Origin of the sequence: Collimonas sp. OK242 (assembly GCF_900107095.1) — a bacterium.
Taxonomy (GTDB): domain Bacteria; phylum Pseudomonadota; class Gammaproteobacteria; order Burkholderiales; family Burkholderiaceae_D; genus Collimonas.
Map to the genome: position 1 here is coordinate 81,880 of NZ_FNOR01000018.1, position 22,560 is coordinate 104,439.

The 22,560-nt window shown below is 56.3% G+C and carries 20 protein-coding genes; 13 read left to right on the forward strand and 7 right to left on the reverse strand.

Annotated elements, in window-relative coordinates:
• Positions 1-223: 223 nt before the first annotated feature.
• The gene (locus tag BLV81_RS24295; protein WP_255365355.1) at positions 224-349 is read right to left on the reverse strand and encodes a hypothetical protein; all 126 of its coding nucleotides are present in this window, start codon (positions 347-349) and stop codon (positions 224-226) included.
• 90 nt (positions 350-439) lie between these two features.
• Between BLV81_RS24295 and BLV81_RS19055 the strand changes: the two genes are divergently transcribed.
• From BLV81_RS19055 to BLV81_RS19080, 6 genes are all read left to right on the forward strand, one after another.
• Positions 440-2,980, forward strand: a complete 2,541-nt coding sequence (locus BLV81_RS19055) for a glycoside hydrolase family 15 protein (protein ID WP_092359242.1) — start codon at positions 440-442, stop codon at positions 2,978-2,980.
• Positions 2,981-3,084: 104 nt separating this feature from the next.
• A complete protein-coding gene (locus BLV81_RS19060) occupies positions 3,085-3,729 on the forward strand; it encodes a hypothetical protein (protein WP_092359176.1) in 645 nt (214 codons plus the stop codon).
• Between the two features lie 303 nt (positions 3,730-4,032).
• Entirely contained in the window at positions 4,033-4,512 is a 480-nt protein-coding gene (locus BLV81_RS19065; RefSeq protein WP_255365356.1) for a hypothetical protein, read from the forward strand.
• A gap of 131 nt (positions 4,513-4,643) precedes the next feature.
• Entirely contained in the window at positions 4,644-5,552 is a 909-nt protein-coding gene (locus BLV81_RS19070) for a hypothetical protein (RefSeq protein ID WP_143036380.1), read from the forward strand.
• Positions 5,553-5,648: 96 nt separating this feature from the next.
• Positions 5,649-5,930 (forward strand): hypothetical protein, encoded by a 282-nt coding sequence (locus tag BLV81_RS19075; RefSeq protein ID WP_092359180.1) that lies wholly within the window; start codon positions 5,649-5,651, stop codon positions 5,928-5,930.
• A gap of 90 nt (positions 5,931-6,020) precedes the next feature.
• A complete protein-coding gene (locus BLV81_RS19080; RefSeq protein WP_255365357.1) occupies positions 6,021-8,102 on the forward strand; it encodes a D-(-)-3-hydroxybutyrate oligomer hydrolase in 2,082 nt (693 codons plus the stop codon).
• Between the two features lie 143 nt (positions 8,103-8,245).
• Here BLV81_RS19080 and BLV81_RS19085 read toward each other — a convergent pair whose 3' ends face one another.
• The 3 genes from BLV81_RS19085 to BLV81_RS19095 all read right to left on the reverse strand — a co-directional run bounded on the left by BLV81_RS19085 (position 8,246) and on the right by BLV81_RS19095 (position 11,372).
• Positions 8,246-8,782, reverse strand: a complete 537-nt coding sequence (locus BLV81_RS19085; RefSeq protein ID WP_092359182.1) for a DUF2058 domain-containing protein — start codon at positions 8,780-8,782, stop codon at positions 8,246-8,248.
• Positions 8,783-9,225: 443 nt separating this feature from the next.
• Entirely contained in the window at positions 9,226-9,768 is a 543-nt protein-coding gene (locus tag BLV81_RS19090; RefSeq protein ID WP_092359184.1) for a cytochrome b, read from the reverse strand.
• Positions 9,769-10,121: 353 nt separating this feature from the next.
• Positions 10,122-11,372, reverse strand: a complete 1,251-nt coding sequence (locus BLV81_RS19095) for a helix-turn-helix domain-containing protein (RefSeq protein WP_369823905.1) — start codon at positions 11,370-11,372, stop codon at positions 10,122-10,124.
• 63 nt (positions 11,373-11,435) lie between these two features.
• Between BLV81_RS19095 and BLV81_RS19100 the strand changes: the two genes are divergently transcribed.
• Positions 11,436-12,851: an ethanolamine ammonia-lyase subunit EutB gene (locus tag BLV81_RS19100; protein ID WP_092359248.1), complete on the forward strand. Its 1,416-nt coding sequence runs from the start codon at positions 11,436-11,438 to the stop codon at positions 12,849-12,851.
• Between the two features lie 13 nt (positions 12,852-12,864).
• Positions 12,865-13,674 (forward strand): ethanolamine ammonia-lyase subunit EutC, encoded by an 810-nt coding sequence (eutC, locus tag BLV81_RS19105; RefSeq protein WP_092359188.1) that lies wholly within the window; start codon positions 12,865-12,867, stop codon positions 13,672-13,674.
• A 69-nt stretch (positions 13,675-13,743) separates the two neighbouring features.
• Here the strand turns inward: eutC and BLV81_RS19110 are convergent, their stop codons facing one another.
• The gene (locus tag BLV81_RS19110) at positions 13,744-15,150 is read right to left on the reverse strand and encodes an aminotransferase-like domain-containing protein (protein ID WP_092359190.1); all 1,407 of its coding nucleotides are present in this window, start codon (positions 15,148-15,150) and stop codon (positions 13,744-13,746) included.
• Positions 15,151-15,480: 330 nt separating this feature from the next.
• On the opposite strand from BLV81_RS19110, the gene BLV81_RS19115 reads away from it, so the two are divergent.
• The 4 genes from BLV81_RS19115 to BLV81_RS19130 all read left to right on the forward strand — a co-directional run bounded on the left by BLV81_RS19115 (position 15,481) and on the right by BLV81_RS19130 (position 18,896).
• Positions 15,481-16,713: an NAD(P)/FAD-dependent oxidoreductase gene (locus BLV81_RS19115; RefSeq protein ID WP_092359192.1), complete on the forward strand. Its 1,233-nt coding sequence runs from the start codon at positions 15,481-15,483 to the stop codon at positions 16,711-16,713.
• Between the two features lie 112 nt (positions 16,714-16,825).
• The gene (locus tag BLV81_RS19120; RefSeq protein WP_092359194.1) at positions 16,826-17,968 is read left to right on the forward strand and encodes a branched-chain amino acid ABC transporter substrate-binding protein; all 1,143 of its coding nucleotides are present in this window, start codon (positions 16,826-16,828) and stop codon (positions 17,966-17,968) included.
• 44 nt (positions 17,969-18,012) lie between these two features.
• On the forward strand, positions 18,013-18,480 hold the full coding sequence (locus BLV81_RS19125; protein WP_143036381.1) for a hypothetical protein: 468 nt from the start codon (positions 18,013-18,015) through the stop codon (positions 18,478-18,480).
• A gap of 35 nt (positions 18,481-18,515) precedes the next feature.
• Complete coding sequence (locus tag BLV81_RS19130; RefSeq protein ID WP_092359197.1) at positions 18,516-18,896, forward strand: RidA family protein; 381 nt, start codon at positions 18,516-18,518, stop codon at positions 18,894-18,896.
• Positions 18,897-19,110: 214 nt separating this feature from the next.
• Here the strand turns inward: BLV81_RS19130 and BLV81_RS19135 are convergent, their stop codons facing one another.
• Positions 19,111-19,749 (reverse strand): FMN-binding negative transcriptional regulator, encoded by a 639-nt coding sequence (locus BLV81_RS19135; RefSeq protein ID WP_092359199.1) that lies wholly within the window; start codon positions 19,747-19,749, stop codon positions 19,111-19,113.
• Positions 19,750-19,896: 147 nt separating this feature from the next.
• On the opposite strand from BLV81_RS19135, the gene BLV81_RS19140 reads away from it, so the two are divergent.
• Complete coding sequence (locus BLV81_RS19140; protein ID WP_092359201.1) at positions 19,897-21,414, forward strand: MocR-like pyridoxine biosynthesis transcription factor PdxR; 1,518 nt, start codon at positions 19,897-19,899, stop codon at positions 21,412-21,414.
• Between the two features lie 102 nt (positions 21,415-21,516).
• Here the strand turns inward: BLV81_RS19140 and BLV81_RS19145 are convergent, their stop codons facing one another.
• Positions 21,517-22,446: a LysR family transcriptional regulator gene (locus BLV81_RS19145; protein ID WP_092359203.1), complete on the reverse strand. Its 930-nt coding sequence runs from the start codon at positions 22,444-22,446 to the stop codon at positions 21,517-21,519.
• Positions 22,447-22,560: the final 114 nt, after the last annotated feature.

Sequence of the window (22,560 nt, forward strand, 5' to 3'; positions counted from 1 at the left end):
ATCGGACGCCGGCCCCTCCTCCGCTCACTACGCACCCTTCTTTCACGCAATATCCCGCCCTACGTCCTTGGCTTAAAAAATTGCCAATTTGATATACAAATCCTTCCAAAGAGAGCCAAAACAGGCCGCAAAATATCTCGTTGACATCAATAAGAAAGAAAAATACCATTCATTGTCTTGATATTGTGTAGTTTTACTACTTTTATAACTTTACTACATTCTATCAAGCGCGTATCACCGCCACCCCCGTATTGCTCACAGTTTCTTGTGATTTTTTTTGCATAAAAGTGATATTCAAAACCGCCTTGTCTCGAATAGCGGCCTGAGTTAATTGGTTGCCGGAGGTCATGGGGCGGATCCTTTTTTAACTAGAAGAGCAGTATTGCAGGAGACAAACATGAATCGACGTATTACATTGACCGTTATCGCTACCTCTCTGATGGCGGCGTTCCTGACCGCGCCGCAGGCATTTGCCGGCGGCGCCGCACCGGGCGGGCCGGGTCTTGGATCCAGCTGGGCGCCCGCGCAGAAATCATTACTCGGCACCTCGGCCAGCAATACATCCCGGGTCTACTTTACCGGGTACCGCAGCATCATCACGGAGGTCTTCTACCCGACCCTGGATAACCCGAACAACGTCGATCTGCAGTTTCTGGTCGGCGACACGGCAAAAACGTTTGTCGACGAAGAAAAAGTGCAAGCTGCTTATACAGCGACACAAGCGGACAAGCGGTCAATGACCTGGACCACAAGCACAGCCAACAGCGGCCATAACTGGCAGCTTAGCAAGACCATTTTTGTCGACCCGACGCGCAATACCTTGATTCAGCGCACTACATTCACTGCGCTCAACGGCAAGAACGTCGGCAACTTCAATCTCTACCTCCTCCACAATCCCTCCATGAATGACGCGGGCTCGGGCGATACCGCAAAAACCCTTGTGTCGGGTGGACGCACCTTGCTGGTTGCCTCAAAATCGACGCGTGCTTCTGCAATCGGCGTATCCCTTCCCTGGCAGAATGTCGGCGGTACAACCATGGCCTCGGTCGGCTTTGTCGGAGTCAACGACGGCTGGACCGACTTGCTTGGCGGTACGGCCGATAGGAGCATGGATTACACCTATAACACTGCAACGAATGGCAATGTGGCGCAGATGGGTTGGATCAACTTTGGCGGCAGCACGGCAACCAGCATCTCTTTCGACGTTGCCGTCGGTTTCGGCGCTACCGAAACAGAGGCGATGAACACCGCCAACGCAACGCTGGCGGACAACATCTCCACGCTGGGAACGACTTACGATAACGAATGGCATGCTTATAACAACACCCTAAGCACGCAGGGCGGCACTGCAGACGATCAATACTATCTTGCCGCGATGTCGCTCAAGTCTATACAGGACAAATCGAATGGCGCGATGATTGCCGGCATGGGCACGCCATGGGGGGAAACCGCGAACGACACCATCAATACAGGTGGTTATCATCTGGTCTGGGCCCGCGATCTTTTCAAGTTCGCGAACTCGCTCATTACGGCGGGCGACGTGACGTCGGCATCGTCCGCTGTCGGCTTCCTGTTCAACGTGCAGCAACAGGCGAGCGGACGTTTTCCTCAGAATTCGCAAATTAATGGCACGCCATACTGGAACGGGACTCAGATGGATGAGCAGGCAATGCCCATCCTGCTTGCTTATCGTCTTGGCCCGACTGTCTACAATCCGATTTGGCCGAAGATCAAGCTGGCAGCCGATTATATCGTCGCCAACGGTCCCTGGACGCAACAGGAACGATGGGAAGAAACCTCAGGCTATTCGCCATCGACCATCGCCGCGGAAATTGCCGGCCTCGTGGCTGCGGCCAAGATAGCCATCGCGAATAACGACGCCACCAGCGCAGCGACATACATGCGCACCGCCGACTATTGGCAACAGAATGTCGCGGGGTGGACCTTTACCAATACGGGCCCGCTCGGCAACGGCAAGTACTACATGAGGATCAATCCGGCAGGTAAGAGCGGCACCGGCACCGGCCCCCAGGTCTACAATCCGACCAGCGGCCCGGATGCTGCATCGATATATACGATAGGAAACGGCGGCGGTTCGCACGATCAACGCAAGATAATCGACGGCGGCTTTCTCGAACTGGTGCGCATGGGGGTCAAGAGTCCGAACGATAGCAGCATCGTCTCGACCATACCGGTGTATGACGGCGCCATCAAGCAGACCGTGACCGGGAAAGGCGATGCATGGTTCCGCTATAACTTTGACGGCTATGGCGAACAAAACGATGGCACCAATTACAATGGCTCGTCTGGAAGAGGACGGCTGTGGCCGATCTTTACCGCTGAACGCGGGATGTACGAGATTGCCAAGAGCGGCCTGGGCAGCAGCGGCAGTTCTTTTTTGAGCGCGGTCAAGGCATTTTCCACGCCTGAAGGATTTGTCTCGGAACAGGTCTGGAACAACACGGCGTCAGTCACGCCCGGCATCGACGGCGGTTGGCAAGCTACGACGCCCGCCCCTAATGTGGCGGGAAGCCCGACCAAATCGATTGCTCCTCTGAGCTGGGCCATGGGCGAGTACATCAACCTGCTGGCATCGATCAATGCCCAGCATGTCATCGATATTCCGCAACCTGTCTGCTCACGCTACAACAACTGCGCAATCGCTCCCTCAGCCGGTCAGGTACAGGCGGCGGTGAACGTGACGGCCAATACAGCCCCTGGGCAATGGATGTACGTGACCGGCAGCGTGCCCGAACTGGGATCATGGAACACCGATCTGGGCACGCCCGTGGACCCGGCCAGCTACCCGGCCTGGACCAACAAGGTCAACTTGCCCGCAAGTTCTGGAATCTCCTACAAGTACTATCGTAAGAACAGCGATGGTTCGGTCACCTGGGAGAACTTGCCGAATAACGGTAACCGTGCGCTGAATACGCCGGCCTCTGGAACCGTTACCTTGTCTGACACGGTGAGCTGGTAATGCTGCAGGCGACCCGCCGTAAAAGTCGCGCTGCACCGCGGCAGGGTCGCCTCCAGCTCACTCATCAGGAGCCGGCTTACCGCCTAAGTACAAGAAAGGAAATCATGCTTGCCAAAGCCCTATCTCTCAAAGCCTGCATCCTGTTCGCAAGCGCTCTGGTCGTCGCGTATATAGTCGTGATCCAACGCGCGGATAACAGTCACGAAGCTGCGTACCCCGCCGTCGGCGCCAGTTATTCCGAGGCGCAGGCGAGCTCATCCGCATCAGCTTCCCCTGAATGCGCCGCCGATACATTGGCAAACCCGTTTGGCCGGACCCTGGCGCACTGTAACAACGGCAGCGATACGTCAACCCGCTCGGCCAGCCAAGGGGCCAACACGAGCGCCGCTGCCGCCATCGGCAAAACGCTTCACGAACAAGAGCAATGCAATACGCTGCACAGCAAGGGAAGCGCAGCGCCGGCCGATTGTAATAATTCTGCCCCGGCGGAAGCCAGCATGGTAAGCCAGCTTGAAGAGCTGACCAGACGCGGCAATTCGCAAGCGCAATTTGAGTTAAGCAAGCAACTCCAACGCCAAGAGCAACGCTCCGGCCGCCAGATGTTGAATGAGGCCGACGTCGCCCAAGATCCGCAATTGCAACGAGCGGTGGCGCTACTTGCAGAGGCCGTCGCGGGAGGAAACGTCGAGGCGCAAAGCGTTAGAGACGCCATGGGAGATCACGCCAAGCTTCTGCATACCGGGCGCTAACTAGTCGAACAGCCCGCAGGGTCTGAGCTTGCAGAAACCGCCTTTTTTACCTCACATTAGGGCGTGTTGACCTAATTAACAGGCAACATGGGTCGGCGCCTCAAAACAACGGGAAAATGTTTCCACAAGTCATCATTGCGTAATAAATAACTGTTATTTTTATAAGCTGCCAGGGCGCTGTCCTGGCTTGCATGGCTACGCCGCTGCCCGGAGAAAATCTGTGCTGCGACACGGTGAAAGCAACAGTCATCCCCTGTTTTATTAACCGATGGACCTTATAGAAACATGAAGGAGAAAAGGTAAATGAAAAAATTCCTGGTTTCCCTTTGCCTGATGACTCAGGCAATGTACGCCATGGCTGATGGCCAAGCGGATTGCGACGCCGCCGCGGGCAGCTATCTCACGGGCACCGTCAACGCCAAACCGACATTTGCGGATGGCAAGGCGCTCAAGGGCGTCAAGCTCTCGCATACGCATATCCGCGTAAAAGCGGACCAGGATGGCAGGACTTATGACGTTGCCATGGACAACGTCTACGCGGCGGATTATCAAAAGAATTCGACTTCGATACCGAAGTCGCTGGCGGCGTTCCATATCGGCGATCAAGTGGAAATGTGCGGCCAGCTGTATACCAGCGGCTATGGCATTCACTGGGTCCACGACAACTGCAACGTCACGCCGGACCAGGCGCATCCAAATGGATTCATCAAGAAATTGCTGGCCAATGGCGGCGAAGGCGGCAATCTGGAAGCCAGCGAGACTTATTGCTATTTGTGGAACTAAGCGCCGCCGGTTTGACACCTGATGCCGACCGGCATCAGGCCTGTGGTGAGCTGCCTGGCGCGCTGATGTTTTTTTGAGGGCATCAGCCGCTGCCCTTGCTACCCAACTATTCTCTAAGTTTTCCCGATGTCGTGAGCCCGACCATCCCCTATTCGCTACTGCTCGCAGTGGCCGGCGCATGCCTTGGAATCTATCTGTCGACGACAGCGGGTTCCGGGGAAAAGCTGAGCGTAACAGCCGGAAGCCGGGATCCTGTTTCCAATCTATCTCCCCGCAGCAGCGAACTGATATCGCCGTTTGCGCCAGGAACGGCAAACCAGGGAAACGGCCGCGCCACGCTCCCTCTTCCGTCTGCCGCCGTGTATGCGCGCAACGGCCGCCAGGTCGACCTGGGCGGGCTTACGGCGCTGGAGTACATCGCCAAGTGGAATAGCCTGGCAAGGGCCGGCGACAAAGACGCAGCCTACAATGTTTACCAGGCGGCAGCGGTTTGCGCCAGTAACGACGAGCCCGCTCCCGCATACAACAGCGGCGCCGAGCTCGACCGGTTTCTGGATGAACGAAAAAAATTGCTGGCATTGTGCGTAGGCGTCAATTCAGCGCAACTCCAGGAACGTCTCTCCTTTCTGACTTTGGCCGCGCGCGCGGGAAAAGTAGAGGCGCAAATTGATTACTTCATGGAAGGGCCATACGGTCGCGATACAGACTTGGCAAAAAGCGCGGACGATCCCATCGTACAACAGTGGAAAACCGAAGCCGTCACGGAACTGAAATCTGCCGCCGGACAAGGAGAACCATTTGCCCTCGCATTACTGTCGCAAGTGTATGACGCGGGAGAACTGCTGCCGCGCGATGCAAGACTATCCCTCGCCTACAAGGTAGCCGAGGCAGATGCGAGAAACAGTGCTTGGTCGGAAGAACAGCTGAGGCGCAATGCCGGCCAGAAAATGTCTGACTCGGATTTTGCAAGCGCCCTGCAAACAGGCAAGCAAATCGCAGCCGCTTGTTGCAAGAAAAATCGCCCCTCGCCGCAAGAGTAGATGGATTCTTGATTTGGCGCTGCTTCGCGCCAATCCAGCTGAACCGCCACGGCATAGCCTCTCATCACGCCCCAGACCTGTATTCAGGACGGCGTGATGAACGAGCGCAGTACGGCCTTGATTTTGCAATATGCAAAAAACAACAGTGCTAAAAATATACCCTGCGCCGTGTGTATTGCACAGACCTATGATGCAATGTATTTGCGATTGAATGCTCGCTTTCGTACCAAGACGATCGATAGCCCCTCAATCAGGCTGGCGCTGGATAGCTCAATCCCTGTAATGGGACAGATCAGGCATGGTACGGTGCAGTATGCCAATCTTGCCGGCGCGACACTAGGGGCGGTGTTTTCGCGATCAAAGGCGGTAGAGAAATAATGTTTAATTTTTGCGGTTGATGCTTGTCGTGAAACTCAAGTGGGACTGAATTATCTGTTCAAAAAAATCGTCAATAACAAAGGAGATGAAATGAAACAGGACATGCTCTATACACTTCACTATCTGGCGCTGGCAGGACTTGTTTTTCCATTGACCGGCTGCGGCGGTGGCGGCAGTTTAGAAGCCATCAATGCCAAGCCGCCCTACGTGGGCACCATTTCCGCGACGGCTTACGATGGCAACACCGACGACCTGCTCACCGGCGGTCTCGGAAAAACCGGTCTGACTTCTGCCACGGCCCCTAGTCCGGTTGACGCAACGGCCCCCACGGCCGCCGAATTACGAAAAATCGCGATTTACACGAATTACCGCGCAGTCCTCGATGCGACACCCGCTGGCGGATTCGGCGTTCTGTATGGGCCGAATATCGACGTATCAGGAAAAGACACATTAGGCGAGGGGAAGATTGCGGGTACCGAATATATCGCTTACTCGGACGACGGTAGCGGCAAACAAAACGTCACCATGATGGTGCAAATACCGAATTCCTTCAATCCGGCCAGTCCCTGCATTATCACCGGAACCTCGAGCGGTTCACGCGGCGTATACGGCGCGGTCGGCACTTCAGGCGAATGGGGCTTGAAACATGGATGTGCTGTTGCCTACAACGACAAGGGGACAGGGAACGGCATCGACGATTTGCAAAACAATACGGTCAACCTGCAGGATGGCGTACGTAGTTCTGTCGCGGCGGCGGGCGTAAATTCAAATTTCACGGCAGATGTGACAGATGCCCAGCGCACTGCATTCAATGCGGTCACGCCTAAGCGATTTGCAGTCAAGCACGCGCATTCTCAACGGAATCCAGAAAAAGACTGGGGAAAATTTACCTTGCAGTCTATCGAATTCGCCTACTACGTATTGAATCAAAAATATGGGGATGTCGCAAAAGACGGGCAATCGCATTTGATCAAATTATCGCCTGCCAACACTATTGTGATCGCCTCCAGCATCTCGAACGGGGCTGGAGCAGCCTTGGCAGCGGCAGAGCAGGATAGCAAAGGATTGATCAGCGGCGTTGCCGTGAGTGAACCGCACGTGCAATTGGCGCCCGACAGCAGCTTGTCCGTCATCCGCGGCACAACCATTGCAACCGGTACCGGCAAGCCGCTGTATGACTATTTTACTTTGGCGAATTTGTTGCAGCCGTGTGCGGCATTGGCATCCTCAGCCGTCAACGCGCCCTTCCTTTCCAGTATCGTAAAGGCGACAGCGACCAACCGTTGCGCCGCGCTCAAGACACATGGATTAATCAGCGGAAACACCACCGATGAATTGGCGACCAGCGCGATGAACGCCTTGCTCGCCGCCGGCTGGCAACCGGAAAGCCGTGATTTGCATGCGGCGATGTACGCATTTGCCACGCCGTCCATCGCCATGACATATAGCAATGCCTATGGCCGCTTCAGCGTCTTGGATAATTTGTGCGGATTCAGTTTTTCCGGTGCGACGGCGGGATTGGCAAGCTCATTCGCCAAGGGTAACGGGGTGCCACCCACCGTTGGCATCAGCATTTTCAACAATAACAGTGTCGGCGGTGCGGTGGCTGACGCAGTGTCCATTTCTCCCAGCACTGGCGTCTCCGATTACAACATCGATGGCGCGTTATGCCAACGCGAGCTGGCAACGGGCGGCAGCGCCAATGCAATCCGGGTGCAACAGGGAATCCGTGAAGCCATGCGTACCGGTAATTTGCAAGGCAAGCCTGCCGTGATCGTGCACGGCCGTTCGGATACGCTGATCCCGGTCGGATTTTCATCACGCCCGTACTTCGGGGTCAATCATATGGTTGAAGGCGGCAATAGCAAGTTGTCGTATATCGAAGTCACCAACGGCCAGCATTTCGACACCTTTTTGCCTCTCGCTGGATTTGATTCTCGCTTCATCCCCTTGCATGTGTACTACATACAGGCTATGAACATGATGTATGCCAACTTGAAGAACGGTGCCGCACTGCCGCCGAGCCAGGTTGTACGCACTATTCCGCGCGGCGTGGATGCCAGCGGCAAAGCCAATCCGATCAGTATCGCAAATGTTCCCCCCATCCTGACGACGCCAGCTAGTGGCGATCGGATTACATTTTCCAATAACGTAGTGACTATTCCTGACTGAGGTTGAGCGGCTGGTCCGGCTGATAAAAAAATCCCGGAACGTTCCAGATGCAGGAATTGTTCCGGGATGATGTCTTATGCAAATTTGTGCAAGCCAGCCACGTATGTGGCTGCCGAAAATTTTTCATGAGACAGGCGCCGGAACTACCACATCAAGTCGTCCGGTATCTGGAAGGCGGCATACGGATCGTCCGCATCGATCTCGGTGCTGGCCTTGTTCACCCGCACGACGAGCGAGGCATCGCGTTCCGCGATCTTGTCGGCGATGATCCTGGGCACCAATTCCCTGGCGTCGCCCTGGCAGACGATCACCAGGCGCCCTGCCATTAAATGCGCCTGCACAGCGGCCGACACATACAGCCGTTCGACCTTCTTGTCGTGGGTAAAATTGTAGGCGATGTCGCCGGCGCCCTTGCTTTGGCGATTTTTCTGCACCATCTGGGCAATTTGCGCCACGATCGCCTTCTGGGCGGCGGCCGCATCGCGCTGGGCATTGAGTTCGCGGGCCCGCTCGGCATTCTTGCGTTGCGTTTCGAGTGCCGCCAGACGCGTTTCATCGACACTGGCAGTGCCGCTCCGGCGCTCGGCCTTCTTCTGCTTATTCTTGTCCTGGTTGACCAGTTTGACTTTATTTTTGTCGACCAGGCCGGCTTTCAAAAATTGCTCTTGCAAAGAGGCCATGTATGCTGCTCCGTAAATAGGGTCGGCCGGCCTAGGCGGTGGCGCCGACCAGTGGAAAGTCGCTAGGGCGTGTTGACCTAGCATAGCAAAAATATCGACTCCCGCAGACCCATGATCGCCGCCGCGGCAGCAGGCCGCTCAAAAGGGCAGCGCCGGCCATGATGCCTGGGAAGTCAAGCAGCCGGCGTAGTGCACGCAATCCGCAAAACCCTTCGTCTCGTGTTTTTCGATGCACCACCCGGTACAGCTGGTTTAATCGCAGCCTTAGTTTGCGAGTTTGATCAGGTTTACGGCAGGTAATTGGCCGTCCGGAAACTGTTGCAATTTACCGCCTATGGCAAGCGAATCCATTCTCTTTGATCCAGCAGTTCAAATTGCCTGGCTCGTCATTTTCCTTGATGAAGATGCTCGATAGATAACGATCAGTGCTCCTCTGCGGAATGCTAACGGTTCAGCAACATACGCCGCAACGTGTCATCTTTGACGATGAAATGGTGGTACAGCGCGCCTGCAATATGCAACGCGACCATGGCGATTAATACCCACGCAAACAGCTGGTGGACGTCGCCTAGCGCATGGCCGAGTTGCGAACCTTTGGATGACAGCGCCGGCAAGGGAAGCACGCCGAACAATGACACCGGCCAGCCGCGCGAAGAGGCGTTAGCCCAGCCCATCAAGGGGAAAGCGATCAGCAGCAGGTAAAGCAGCCAATGAGTGGCTCGCGCAATCCGATTCAATAGCGGTGACAGCATCTGCTGCGCCGGCGGCGGATGCTGCTTCCAGCGCCACATGAACCTTGCAAGAACCAGCAGCACGATCAGCGCGCCGATCGACAGATGCCAACTGATCAATCCGACTGGCTGCGTATCGCGCCCTATATCCGGCATTAGCCAACCGATGGTGTACTGGATCACAAGTAGCAGTACAGTCACCCAATGGAAAAACTTTGCTGGCGCGGAGTATTTGGGAATATTTGTTGTATGCATTTTTCTTCGCTGAAGATATGGAACATCGTTATCGGGTTGACGCCGCGGCTCATCGGAGGACTCTTCGTTGGAATGCCAGATGCCGGGCCTTATGGTTATGCTGCAAGACACCCCTCATTCTTATGTCGTTGCGTGCGCAGCTCTTTGCGGCCACAAAGATAGCAGGCAGTACTTAGCCTAAACTTAGCACATGGCCGACTGGATGCTGGCAATGAGGTCGGGTTGTCGGAAGAAATTAGCTGAAAATGTTACGGATAAAAACAGGCGGAACACAAATTGTGCGCGACATAAGACGATCCATTTCTTGGCGCCAGCTTTTTACGTCTGAAGGATCCAATGAAAGGGGCCGTGATTCAAGCGCTCGACGCCAAACTTGGGGCGAGAATGCGCTGTCGCAGCAATTCGGACGGGCTCTGCCCGAACAATTTCCGGTAGTCACTTGAAAACTGGCTGAAATGCCAAAATCCCCAATCTACCGCGACATCCCTTACCGTCCGGCTATTTGATAAATCTTCCCGCAGATGTCTGCGTGCGCCATTCAGGCGAATGATCCGCAAATACTGTATCGGACTGATACCCAGTACGTCTTCAAAACAATATTGCAAGGTGCGGCGACTGACATGCAAATGTTCGCACAGTTCCGGCACGGCAATCGCCTGGTCACGGTGTGCCAACACATAGTCACGTGCCTGCCCGACAATGCGTTGCCGCCGCATGAAACTGCTGCTGAGCGCACGGTCCGCCTCGCTGGTATCAAGCATGGACAGGATCGCCATCATCACGGCTTGCTGCGGAAGTTCAAGACTGGCGGCTGGAATCTGTTCGCTGCCCGCATCATGGTCCGATAGTAGCGATGCCAGCGTCTGCAGGCAGGCGGTATTTGCCGCATCTGCCACATGCAAGACTTCGGCATTGGCCAGCTGTGACCAGTCAATCCGGCAGCGCATCTGGTCGGCGGCACACAACAAGGCATTGCGCCGGATAACAATGCCGTAGATGGCGTAATCGACAGGCGTCACCAGCTCAAACTCGCAATTTCCCGGCCGCACCATGATCGCACCCGTGCCGCACAAGCGCCCATTGATGCGGCCGCTGTTCGCATGCATTTGCAGGCCGAACCAGAACGCATCCGGCCAGACACAGCATGACTGGTGCACTGCCTGGCTGGTTTGTTCAAGAAATACCTGCATTTGTGGCATTTGCAGTTCGGCTAGGACGCCATGGAATTTCCCTGGAGTAATCTGATCGTAATTCTGCTTCCATGCGGTCAAATTGCATGCATGGTCATCCGCATCATATGCATCGACTGTTCTAATTTGGTGCGGCCTGTTCAACAAAGGTACAGCCTGGCCCCCGGCCGTGCGCTGCGGATTCAATGTATTCGGCATCTTGTACTTCCTTACAACAGATAACTGGCGACGAATTACATGCTTTATTCCGACCGGCTCAATCCCTGCCTGGCAAAGCCCATTGCGAAACTTTGCCGAAATTCGATAACGCCAGAAAACGGATCTTGCTATAGTTAAAAACAAGCAAAAGCCATACCCACCAATCGACTCTGGTGCACTTGCTGGCGCGTTCGTCATTGCTTTCAGATGAAACAAGTACGGTTTGACGAAAGTTAGTTGAAACGACGCTTCGAAGAACTACCAATGGACTCGATCATCATGACCAATACAAGTACCGCGCGCACGCATCAGTACAGCCACACCGTCGGCACCAGGACTTACGGTTTTCGCGATCTGAAGGATCTGATGGCCAAGGCCACGCCGGCACGTTCCGGCGACATGCTGGCAGCCGTTGCCGCAGCCAGCGCAGAAGAGCGTGCCGTCGCGCAGATGGCCTTGGCCGAACTGCCGTTGAGCACCTTCCTCAATGAGGTCGTAGTGCCGTATGAAGACGATGAAATCACGCGTCTGATCATCGACGGCCACGATGCCGCCGCGTTTGCGCCGGTCAGCCACCTGACGGTCGGCGACTTCCGCAACTGGCTGCTGAGCGACGAGGTGGACTCTGCCGTGCTGGCTGCAGCGGCGCCCGGCATCATGCCGGAAATGGCGGCCGCCGTATCCAAGATCATGCGCAACCAGGATCTGATTCTGGTCGCGCAGAAATGCCGCGTGGTGACTGCCTTCCGCAACACCATCGGGCTGCCGGGCCGCATGTCGACCCGCCTGCAGCCGAACCATCCGACCGACGACGCCAGCGGGATCGCCGCCAGCCTGCTCGACGGCTTGCTGTATGGCAGCGGCGATGCAGTGTTCGGCATCAATCCGGCCACCGACAACGTGCCGCAAGTCATCAAGCTGATGACGATGATGAACGACATCATCGTCCAATACGATATTCCAACCCAGTCCTGCGTATTGACGCATGTCACCAACACCATCGAAGCCATCAATCGCGGTGCGCCGGTTGACCTGGTGTTCCAATCGATCGGTGGCACCGAGGCCACCAACCGCAGCTTTGGCGTCAGCCTGGACCTGCTGGGCGAAGCGCGCAGCGCGGCCCTGTCGCTGCAACGCGGCACTGTCGGCGATAACGTGATGTATTTCGAGACCGGCCAGGGCAGCGCGCTGTCGGCCAATGCCCATCACGGTGTCGATCAGCAAACCTGCGAAGCCCGTTCCTACGCGGTTGCGCGCCGGTTCAAGCCACTGCTGGTGAATACCGTGGTTGGTTTCATCGGCCCGGAATATCTGTACGACGGCAAGCAGATCATCCGCGCCGGCCTGGAAGACCACTTCTGCGCCAAGCTGCTCGGCTTGCCGATGGGCTGCGACGTCTGTTACACCAACCATGCCGAAGCCGACCAGAACGACATGGACGTGCTGCTGACCCTGCTCGGCGTGGCTGGCTGCACCTTCGTGATGGGAATTCCCGGCTCCGACGATATCATGCTGAATTACCAGACCACATCCTTCCATGACGCACTGTATGCGCGCCGCACACTGGGCTTGCGGCCGGCGCCAGAGTTTGAAGCATGGTTGCAGAAAATGCAGATATTCAGCAGCGATCAGCAGTTCCGGCTCAGCGAAGCGTTGCCGCCGCCATTCCGGCAAGCCTTGTTGCGTCTGCCTTGAGGAGATCCGACCCATGAACCGAAAGCCCGTTACCGCCAACCCGTGGCAGGCGCTGCGCCAGTTCACCGATGCCCGCATCGCGCTGGGCCGGGCCGGCGTCAGCCTGCCGACCGCACCGCAACTGGCTTTCCAACTCGCGCACGCGAAGGCGCGCGATGCGGTGCATCTGGCGCTGGACCTGCCATCCCTGTGCGCAGGATTGGCCGCGCTGGGACAATCCTGCATCACGCTGCATAGCGCCGCTGCCGACCGCAACACCTATCTGCAACGCCCTGATCTGGGGCGCCGGCTGGATGCCGCATCGCGCCATTCGCTCGAAGCATTGCAGTGCGCCCAGCGCGAACGGCCTTTTGATATTGCCTTCGTGCTGGCCGATGGCTTGTCGGCACTGGCCATTACACAGAATGCCCTGCCTTTTCTGGAATGCGTGTTACCGCAATTGAAGGCGCAGGATTGGTCTATCGCGCCGATCGCCGTCGTCGAGCAGGGACGGGTCGCGGTCGGCGATGAAGTGGCCGAGCTGCTATGCGCCAGGATGGTGGTGGTGCTCATCGGCGAACGCCCTGGCTTGAGCTCGCCGGACAGCATGGGCCTGTACCTGACCTGGAAGCCGCAGGTCGGCCTGACCGACGCCAGCCGCAATTGCATCTCCAACGTGCGGCCGGCCGGTTTGCGCTACGCGGACGCTGCTCACAAGCTGCATTATTTGCTGACCGAATCGTATCGGCGGCAATTGTCCGGAGTAGATTTGAAGGATGAAACCGGCCCTGCAACGGCGCAATTAAATGCCCCGGAGCGCAACTTCCTGATCGACGAATCTTGAATCAGGCAGCAGAGCCGCCCGCTTCGTGGCTAACCGAGTGAGTGCGCTAGCGTGACTCGCTGCACCTGCTCAGGCGTTGCCGAACAGCGCCCGAGGACGGTCATTGAGCGTCTCCGCAAGTATCCTCAACGCTACAACCAGATCTTCCCGCGACGAAGCGCTGGAAAGATTGATGCGTACGCCGTGTTCGCTTTCCGAGCGGCCGACGGCGAATGCCGACGCCGGCATCACGCTAACGCCGCGCGCCTGCGCATTAGCGGCGAAGTCATCGGCGCGCCAGGGCGCGGGCAAAATCAGCCAGATGAACATGCATGCGGGATCACTGCTGATCTGCGCGCCATCGAGCAAGCCGCGCGCCAGGTCGTGGCGGTACTTCAGTTCTTGGCGTTGCGCCGCGAGCAGCTGGGTGGTGACGCCATTCTCGATCCACTGGGAGGCGATCAGCATTGAAATCGGCGCCGGCATCCAGGCGGTGGTACGCACCGCTTCGGCGGCAATCGCAGCGCGGTGCGGCGGCGTCGCCAGGAAGCCGAGACGCAAGCCAGGGGCCAGCAGTTTTGAAGTCGATGAAATGTGATAAGTGCGCTCAGGGCACAGGCTGGCCAGCGTCGGCAGACGCTGGTCGACCAACGGCCCGTAGACATCGTCCTCAATGATTTGAACGTCGTGGCGGCGCGCAATTTCCACCAGCGCGGCGCGGCGCTCCAGGCTCATGGTGACGACTGTAGGGTTCTGGAAGTTCGGCACGGTAAAGATCGCCTTCACCTTACGCGTTGCGCACTCGCGCTCAAGTGTTTCCGGCAACATGCCCTGCGCGTCGCTATCGACCCCGATGATCTCAAAATGGAACACCGGCGCCAACGCCTTCAGGCCGTAGTACGTCAGGCGATCGGCCAGTATTGCACCGTCTATCCCCATCAAGCTGTTCATCACGGCATACAGCCCGTGTTGCGCGCCGCTGGTCACAACAACATTCTCCGGATCCGGTTCAAAACCGGGTGCCGCCATCCATTTGGCGCCCGCTACCCTGGCCCAAAGCGGGCCTTGAGGCGGTTGATACTCCTGCAATTCGACGAAACGCGGATCTTTCGGCAACTCGGCCATGGTCAGCGCCAGCTGGTTCAGAAAATCGCGCGTTGCCGGCCGGTTCACGGTCAAGTCAATCGCGCCGGAATGGGATGGGCGCGCTGCCGCCACGTGCGGCATCGCGCCGCCGGTCACCATCGAGCCGCGCCGCTTGCTGCCGATCACCAGGCCGCTTAACTGCAACTCGCGATAGCTACGCGATACGGTCGAGACATTGATTCCCAATTCTTCAGCCAGCTGCCGCTGTGCAGGCAAGCAACTACCCGGCGGATAGACGCCGCGGCGTATGTCAGCTTCCAGCTTGGCCGCCAGATCCTGGTAGGTAAACGGTTTTGTCAGTCCGGCGCTACGCAGGGGTGCTTCGAAATCACGGTCTTCGTGTTTGGGCAAGAGAAAAACTCCATACAAAAATAATTTGAATCATACAAACATTCGCATTGTAACTCACTCTTGCGCGGCCGCTTATCTGCCATGTTCCTCGAAGGAAATAGCTTGCAGGCGTCAGAAGCACCGCATAAAAATATCTTGTGTCCACACAAAACTTATGCAAATATGTAAATTGTAAATCTTTGTGTGAGTACTAAAATTATTTGTACCAACTGCAAAGTCAACACAGCGGGACATGGTGCGGATGATCTGCTCCAAAGCAATATTAAGCGCCGGAACGGAGCGGAAATATCCGCTTGCTCCGCCATTCATTGATACACAGGTGAGCACGTCATGGCAAAAGTAGCAGTTCTCGGTGCCGGCTTTGTTGGTCTGTCCGCGGCCTATTGGCTGATGCGGGACGGTCATCAGGTCACCATTTACGATCCGGCCGGCGTCGCCGGCGGCGCCTCATATGGAAACGCTGGAACCTTTGCCAGCTATGCCTGCATCCCGGTGAATAATCCGTCGGTGTTTCGGGATCTGCCGCGCTTCATGCTTTCCCCCGACAGCCCGTTCCGCTTGCGCTGGCGTTATTTGCCGCAGCTAGCGCCATGGCTGGTGCGTTTCCTGCAAAGTTCGACAGAGCGGCGCTATGTTGCATCCGCCGGCGCGCTGTCGGTGCTGTTGAGCCGCGCGCATGACGGCTATCGAGAAATGATCGAGCACGCCGACCTGGAACGGTTCATCCGCCGCAGCGAATGCCTGTATCTGTATTCGGGGGCGGCCGCCTTCCGTGCATCGGAGCCGACCTTATCGTTGCGGCGCTCCCTTGGCGTCGATTTCAGCATCGTCAGCCGCGAGCAAGTCCAGCAGCTGGAACCGCAATTGAGTCCTCTGTTCGATCGCGGCGTGCTGTTTTCGGGCTCCTGGTTTTTATCGGATCCGGAGGCATTTCTGAAAACATTGGCGGCCTGGTTAATGCAGGCGGGATTACGCATGGAGAACTGCGCCGTGAATAACATCAAGCCCCAATCCAATGGCGTACTGCTGGAAACCGCGGCAGGCAGCGCCGCCCACGACTATGTCGCCGTCTGTGCCGGCGCGCATTCAGGCGGCTTCGCCAGGCAGTGCGGCGACCGCATTCCGCTGGATACCGAACGCGGCTATCACATCATGTATCCCGGCAGCTCCAATCTCATCTCGCGCCCGGTCGGCTGGGCCGAACGCGGCTTCTACATGACGCCGATGGCACACGGCATCCGCGTGGCCGGGACAGTCGAACTGGCCGGTTTGAATCCGCACAAGCATCAGGGATTGCTCGACCTGCTGCAATTCTCGTCGAAACGTGCACTGCCGGCATTGACCACGCCGACTGAGTCTTGGCTGGGTTTTCGGCCGAGCTTGCCGGACGGTCTTCCGGTGATGGGGCGTTCGCGCGCATCGGCACGCGTGATTTATGCGTTTGGCCACCAGCATATCGGCCTGACGCTGGGTGGCCTGAGTGGCGCCGTGGTTGCAGACCTGGTCGCCGGGCGATCCTCGCCGTTTGACCTGGCGCCGTATGCGCCAGATCGTTTTAACTGAAAGTGGTAGTTGCAAGACCTTCCAAAATACAGATCTGAATTTAAGAAAATGCAGTGGCTTGAATAGGATTTGTTTAGGATTTGTTATCTGAAAAACTCATTAGGAGATGGTGATGAACAGGAAATTTTTTCGACACGCCCTTGCAAGCGTCGGCGTCACAGCAGTGTTCATGCCGGCGCTATGTTTCGGCGCCGGCGAGCAAATCGTCAAACTCGGATTAAGCAGTCCGCTATCGGGAGCGCAGGCCGCAATCGGGAAAGACAATGAAAACGGTGCGCAGATGGCGATCGATCAGCTTAACCAGCAAAACCTGGTAATTGGCGGCTCAAAAATCAAATTCGAACTGCTCAGCGAAGATGATGCGGCCGATCCGAAAATCGGCGTGCAGGTCGCGCAGAAATTGGTTGATGCAGGTGTCAAAGCGGTGATCGGACCGTACAACTCAGGGGTCGCGATGCCAGCGTCGAGAGTGTATAACGATGCGCAAGTCGTTCTCGCAGTGATCGCCTCCAATCCAAAAATAACCGTGCAAGGCTATCCCTTTGTGTTCCGGGTTACGCCTACGGACAATGCCTTGGGTGGCACCATGGGTACTTACGCGGCAAAGGAAATAGCCCTGAAAAGAGTGGCGGTCGTCGATGATCGCAGCGCCTATGGCGTCGGCGTTGCAGACGAATTTATAAAGAAGGCCAAGGCCAACGGCATTGAAATCGTCGGACGCGATTACACCAACGACAAGGCCACCGATTTCAATGCCATCATTACTTCCATCAAGAGCAAGAAACCCGACGGCATATTCTATGGCGGCATGTACAGTCAAGGCTCGGGAATGAAGCGCCAAATGAAGCAATTGGGATTGAATGTCTACTTGATGGGGGGCGACGGCATCTGCAACGCCGAGATGGGAAAACTCGGCGGCGATGCGGTGGATGACAAAGTCTTGTGTACGGTTGGCGGCATTATTCTTGACCAGAATCCGCTTGGGAAAGACTTTTCCGCGCGCTATGAAAAGCGCTTCAACCTGAAACCGCTGATGTATTCGATCTCGTTCTATGACGGGGTGATGGTCATTGCCGAAGCAATGAAAAAAGCCAATTCGGTCGACCCGAAAAAATTTGCTCCGGCGATGGCTGCCGTCAATTACAAAGGCATCGCAGGAACCTATGAATTCGATAGCAACAGGGATTTGAAAAATTCACCGGTAACCGTCTATGACTTCAAAAATGGCAACCCGGTTCCTGTGAAGACTTATTGATGCGTTTATGTAAATCGATGGTGAGCACGCACAGCGCAGTAAAGATGAACATCATTCAAAAAGAGGACTCGGCTTTGTTTGAGCCGCATCTCTTATGCTTACAGAGTGTGCACCACCGATTTAACGATGCGTTGGCCATCTGCGCTTTTATTGTCAGGAATTGGCCGGAACCAATTAGCGGCAAGTTTATCTTGAAACAATTCGAAGATGAATTCTCAATTGCCGGTTTAATTGATTGCCTGATAAAAGCCAAGATATTAAAGAGGAATGAATATCTGGAAAGTTTGCTGGAATTTGACGATCGCGTGGAGGAATTGACTGCGTTCGATATCTTCCGCGCAGTCACCATTGAGGTCGATCAAATTTTATTAAAGCCGACTCAATGCCGCACCGAGTCGAAATATGCGGCTAGAAATCTGATGGCGCAGCAGATCACCATGCGGATTAATGACTTCATTCAAGAGGAATTATCGCAATACCATCTTTTTTCCCTGGTAAACATGCATAAATAAGATAGGTGTCCCGGGGAACATCACAGGAACATACGATGAACAACATAACTCGCATTCTTAGCACAGGGCGTATGAGCCAGGCCGTCATCCATCATGACCGCGTGTACCTGGCCGGGCAGGTGGCTGATGACACTAACGCCGACATTACAGGCCAAACCCATCAAGTACTGGACAAGGTCGAAGGCTTGTTGGCCGAGGCAGGTTCCGACAAGACAAAGATGTTGTCGGCGATGATCTGGCTGCCGGATATTTCCACTTACGACGAATTCAATGCCGTGTGGGATAGCTGGTTGCCAGTCGGACACGCGCCGGCCAGAGCATGTGTCGAGTCTAGACTGGCGGGAGTGCAATATTTGCTTGAGATTTCCATCGTCGCGGCACGCGGCTCAAATCCGGAAAGGCCTCTGTTGCGTTGAATAGCCAGTCGATGCGGTCGAGATTAAGCACTGAAATTTTATCCGCAAGATGGCCGTCAGTCGCCGAATGGCCAGTATAACAGGCGGCCTACACGAGAACTGCAAAGAGTGTTTTTCCACCTATCGCATCACGCATCACGCATCACTCGTCACTCATTCATGAACTATGGCATCGCCTCCGCCCGCGAGCTCTAATTACAAATGGGTAGAAAATTTATGCCGACTTGGCGTCAGCACAAGCCAGCATGGCATCGCCAATCATACAATCACCTTGGGCCTTGAGCGTCTCGCCGGCGCCGCGGATGTCACGAACTTCCTTGTTCTGGCTCAGTTTTGACTTGCCGACAAGGCGCGTGATTTCAATCTCCAGGCCGACGATGGCCTTGAGCATCGTGTCAATGTCCTCCTTGGCGCTGTCCGTCATCTTCCATGGCGCCGGCTGTGACGCTTCATGGGTTCGGGTCAGGCGGGCAACCACGCTGCGCACGAAGCGCTCGTCGTCGCGGATGACGATGCGTCCGTAGGCATGGGCCACCATGTAATTCCAGGTGGGTACCTGCTTGTGGAATTCATGCTTGGACGGATACCAATTGGGTGAAACATACGCATCGGCGACCCGAAACACCACCAGTACCTCGTCGCCGTCGGATACGTCCTTCCACACCGGATTGGCGCGCGCCACATGGGCATTCAATACGCCCATCCCGCCCCGCTGGGGATCGAGTTCAAAAGGAATATGGTTGGCATCCAGTCCACTTGCGCCATGCGTGAACAGTATTCCAAAAGGATGTTGCCTGATGAGCTCATGCAGCACTTCTATGCGAGACTCATCGAAATGGGTGGGTACATACATATCAGTTCTCCCGGTCTTGACCCTGATTGCAACGCTTATGCCTTTGCAGGCAGTACTGGCCTGGCTCGTTATCCGAGGTGGATTATCGCTATTTTCTGGATTACTATATAGATCCACAATTGATCAATTTCAGTAGGCCAGAATCGTATGCCACGACGTCCCCAGGCTGTTGAGTTGCCGCCCATTAGCGGCTTGGACCGTAGCAGCGGGCATCTTGGCCGTCAATTGACGCACGCTCTGCGCGAGGCGATACATGCCGGCAACTTGAAACCTGGCGATCTTCTGCCTTCGACTCGTCAGCTGGCCGGCGCGCTCGATATCGCGCGCGGCACGGTCATGGAGGCGTACGAACAACTGATCGCCGAGGGATTTCTCGATGCACAACCAAGGGCGGGCACGCGAGTCGCTTCCGCGCTGGCCCAACCGGGGCCAGCTGCCAGCGGTTTGCAAAAGCCGGCGGCAAGCACGACGCCCACTTCACTGCCGGCGCCTGCAGCCGCCTTCGCCAAAGTCGCGGAGCAATTCAAGCCGCTCCCACCGGTACCCTTTGCCGTTTCCGTTCCCACAGGCCCGGCAGCACCCGACGCAGCGTGGCGACGGCTCGGCAACCGCATCCGCGCCCGAGGACCAGGCGCGCCCTCGGGCTATGACGATCCGCAGGGTGTCAAGGCCCTGCGGGAAGCCGTGGCAGAGTATGTGCGGAGGTCGCGCTCGGTACAGTGCAGTGCTGAACAAGTCATCGTCACGGCGGGAACCCAGCAAGGGTTGTACCTTGCCTGCCAGGTGCTGCTGGGCGCCACCGACATCGCGTGGGTGGAAGACCCCGCCTATCGAGGCATTACGGGAATTCTCGAAAGCACAGGGCGGCAGGATCGCATGGTGCGCGTTCCAGTTGACGATGCCGGCATCGACGTCGACGCCGGCATGGCAATGGCAAAGGATGCGCGTGCTGCATTCGTCACGCCTTCGCATCAATATCCGCTGGGAATGCCGATGAGCATGGGGCGCAGGAATGCACTGCTGGCTTGGGCACGGAAGAGCGGCGCCTGGATCGTAGAGGATGACTACGACAGCGAACTGCGCTACGCCGGCCATCCGTTTCCTTCACTGCAGGGTCTGGCACCGGATCGCGTCGTCTACCTCGGCACCTTCAGCAAGATCCTGTTTCCGTCGCTGCGCCTCGGCTATGCCATCGTTCCCGAAGCTTTGGTGCCCGCCTTCTGCGGTGCGCGTGTACTGATGGACCGGCATACGCCAAGCGCCGACCAGCACGTCCTCGCCGCTTTCATCACTGAAGGTCATCTGGATCGGCATATCCGACGCATTCGCGCTGTGTACGCTGACCGGCGAAGCCAGCTGGTAGCCATGCTCGAGCGATGGATTCCCAAGGATCTCGGATGGCTGCAGCCAAGCGATCAGGGCATGCATCTGGTACTCTGGCTAGCGCGCGGTATCGATGACGTCCTGCTGGCGTCGCGCGCCGTGGAGGCGGGAGTCGCCGTGCGTGCAGTGTCCCCAATGTATTCGGAGGGCAACGGTCGCTCAGGACTCGTCCTCGGTTTAGGCGGATTCAGCGACGAACAGATGGAGGCTGCAGTTCGGATCCTTGCTGCAATCAGCATGTCGATGAAAAAGACCAAGCCGCGCATGCAGGCGACTTCGTGAAGAGATCTCATCACGCATGAATACAGCAAGGACGTGCCGGCAAATAGCGCCATGCAGGATTCCTGGCTGCTAGAATCCGGAAATGGCGCGAAATCGCGCGGCCTACAGGAAGCCATCTTTCCCGTTATCGCGCCGACCGTACATCCGGCATTCTGCAGCCAGCGCCAACAGGTTGGGATCCCTTTCCCTGTTTTTCGGCAACAGCAGAGTAATCTGCTGTCGGGACGCGTACCTTTCTTCAAGTGGAATCAGCTCAATGCGGGAGCTGAATTCGCCAACGCGTCCGGGTAGCAGACTGTATCCGATTCCTCCGCTAATCAAGTTAATCAACGAAAAAATGTCCTGTACCCGCATGGCGATATTGGGAATGAAACCCGCGAGTTCAAAGCAATGGTGAAAATCCTCAGTGGTCGCAAATCCGTCGCTCAAGGTGACAAATTTTTCTGCGCGAAAATCCTGGAGATCAATATGATTGTTACCGGCATACGGTGAGCCGACCGGCGCCGCCAAAAAGATATCGTCATAAAATAATGGTACCGAAACCAGCCCGTTATTTTCATTCTCCCCATGCAGTCCGACAACAATAGCGTCAAGCTGCCCATCTACCAGACTTTGCAGCAACTCCCGATTTGAGCCCATGGTGAGATCGATATCGAGTTCTGGCTTGCGCAACTTGAGCCCTATCACCAGTTGCGGGATGCACCTTAACGTCAAGGAATAAAGAGCGCCCATCTTGAGGCGGGGGGCGTTAAATCCGCCTGCATCACGCACCTTGCGCACACCCTCCTCGCATTCATCGACTATCCGCTTCGCGTATTCGGCGAACGTATAAGCGGTCTGGAGTGGAATCAGGTTGCGTCCTTCGTGCTTGAAAAGCGGACAGCGCAATGCCTCTTCAAGCGAATGCAAGGCACGGTGCACGCTCACCGTACTTTGCCCAAGGCTTTCCGAAACCCGCGCCATATTGTTAAGCGTCATGAAGGCTAGAAAGACTTCCATTTTTTTCAGCGTAATCGCCTCATCAATTGCCATTTCCCCTCCGGAAAATTATTTGAACACACAATTGCCGTTCAAGTAATAGTCTGCCACAAACGCATGAGCCAAGACGGGCAAGATATACCTCCTGGCGCAGGTCAACCCGTTCTC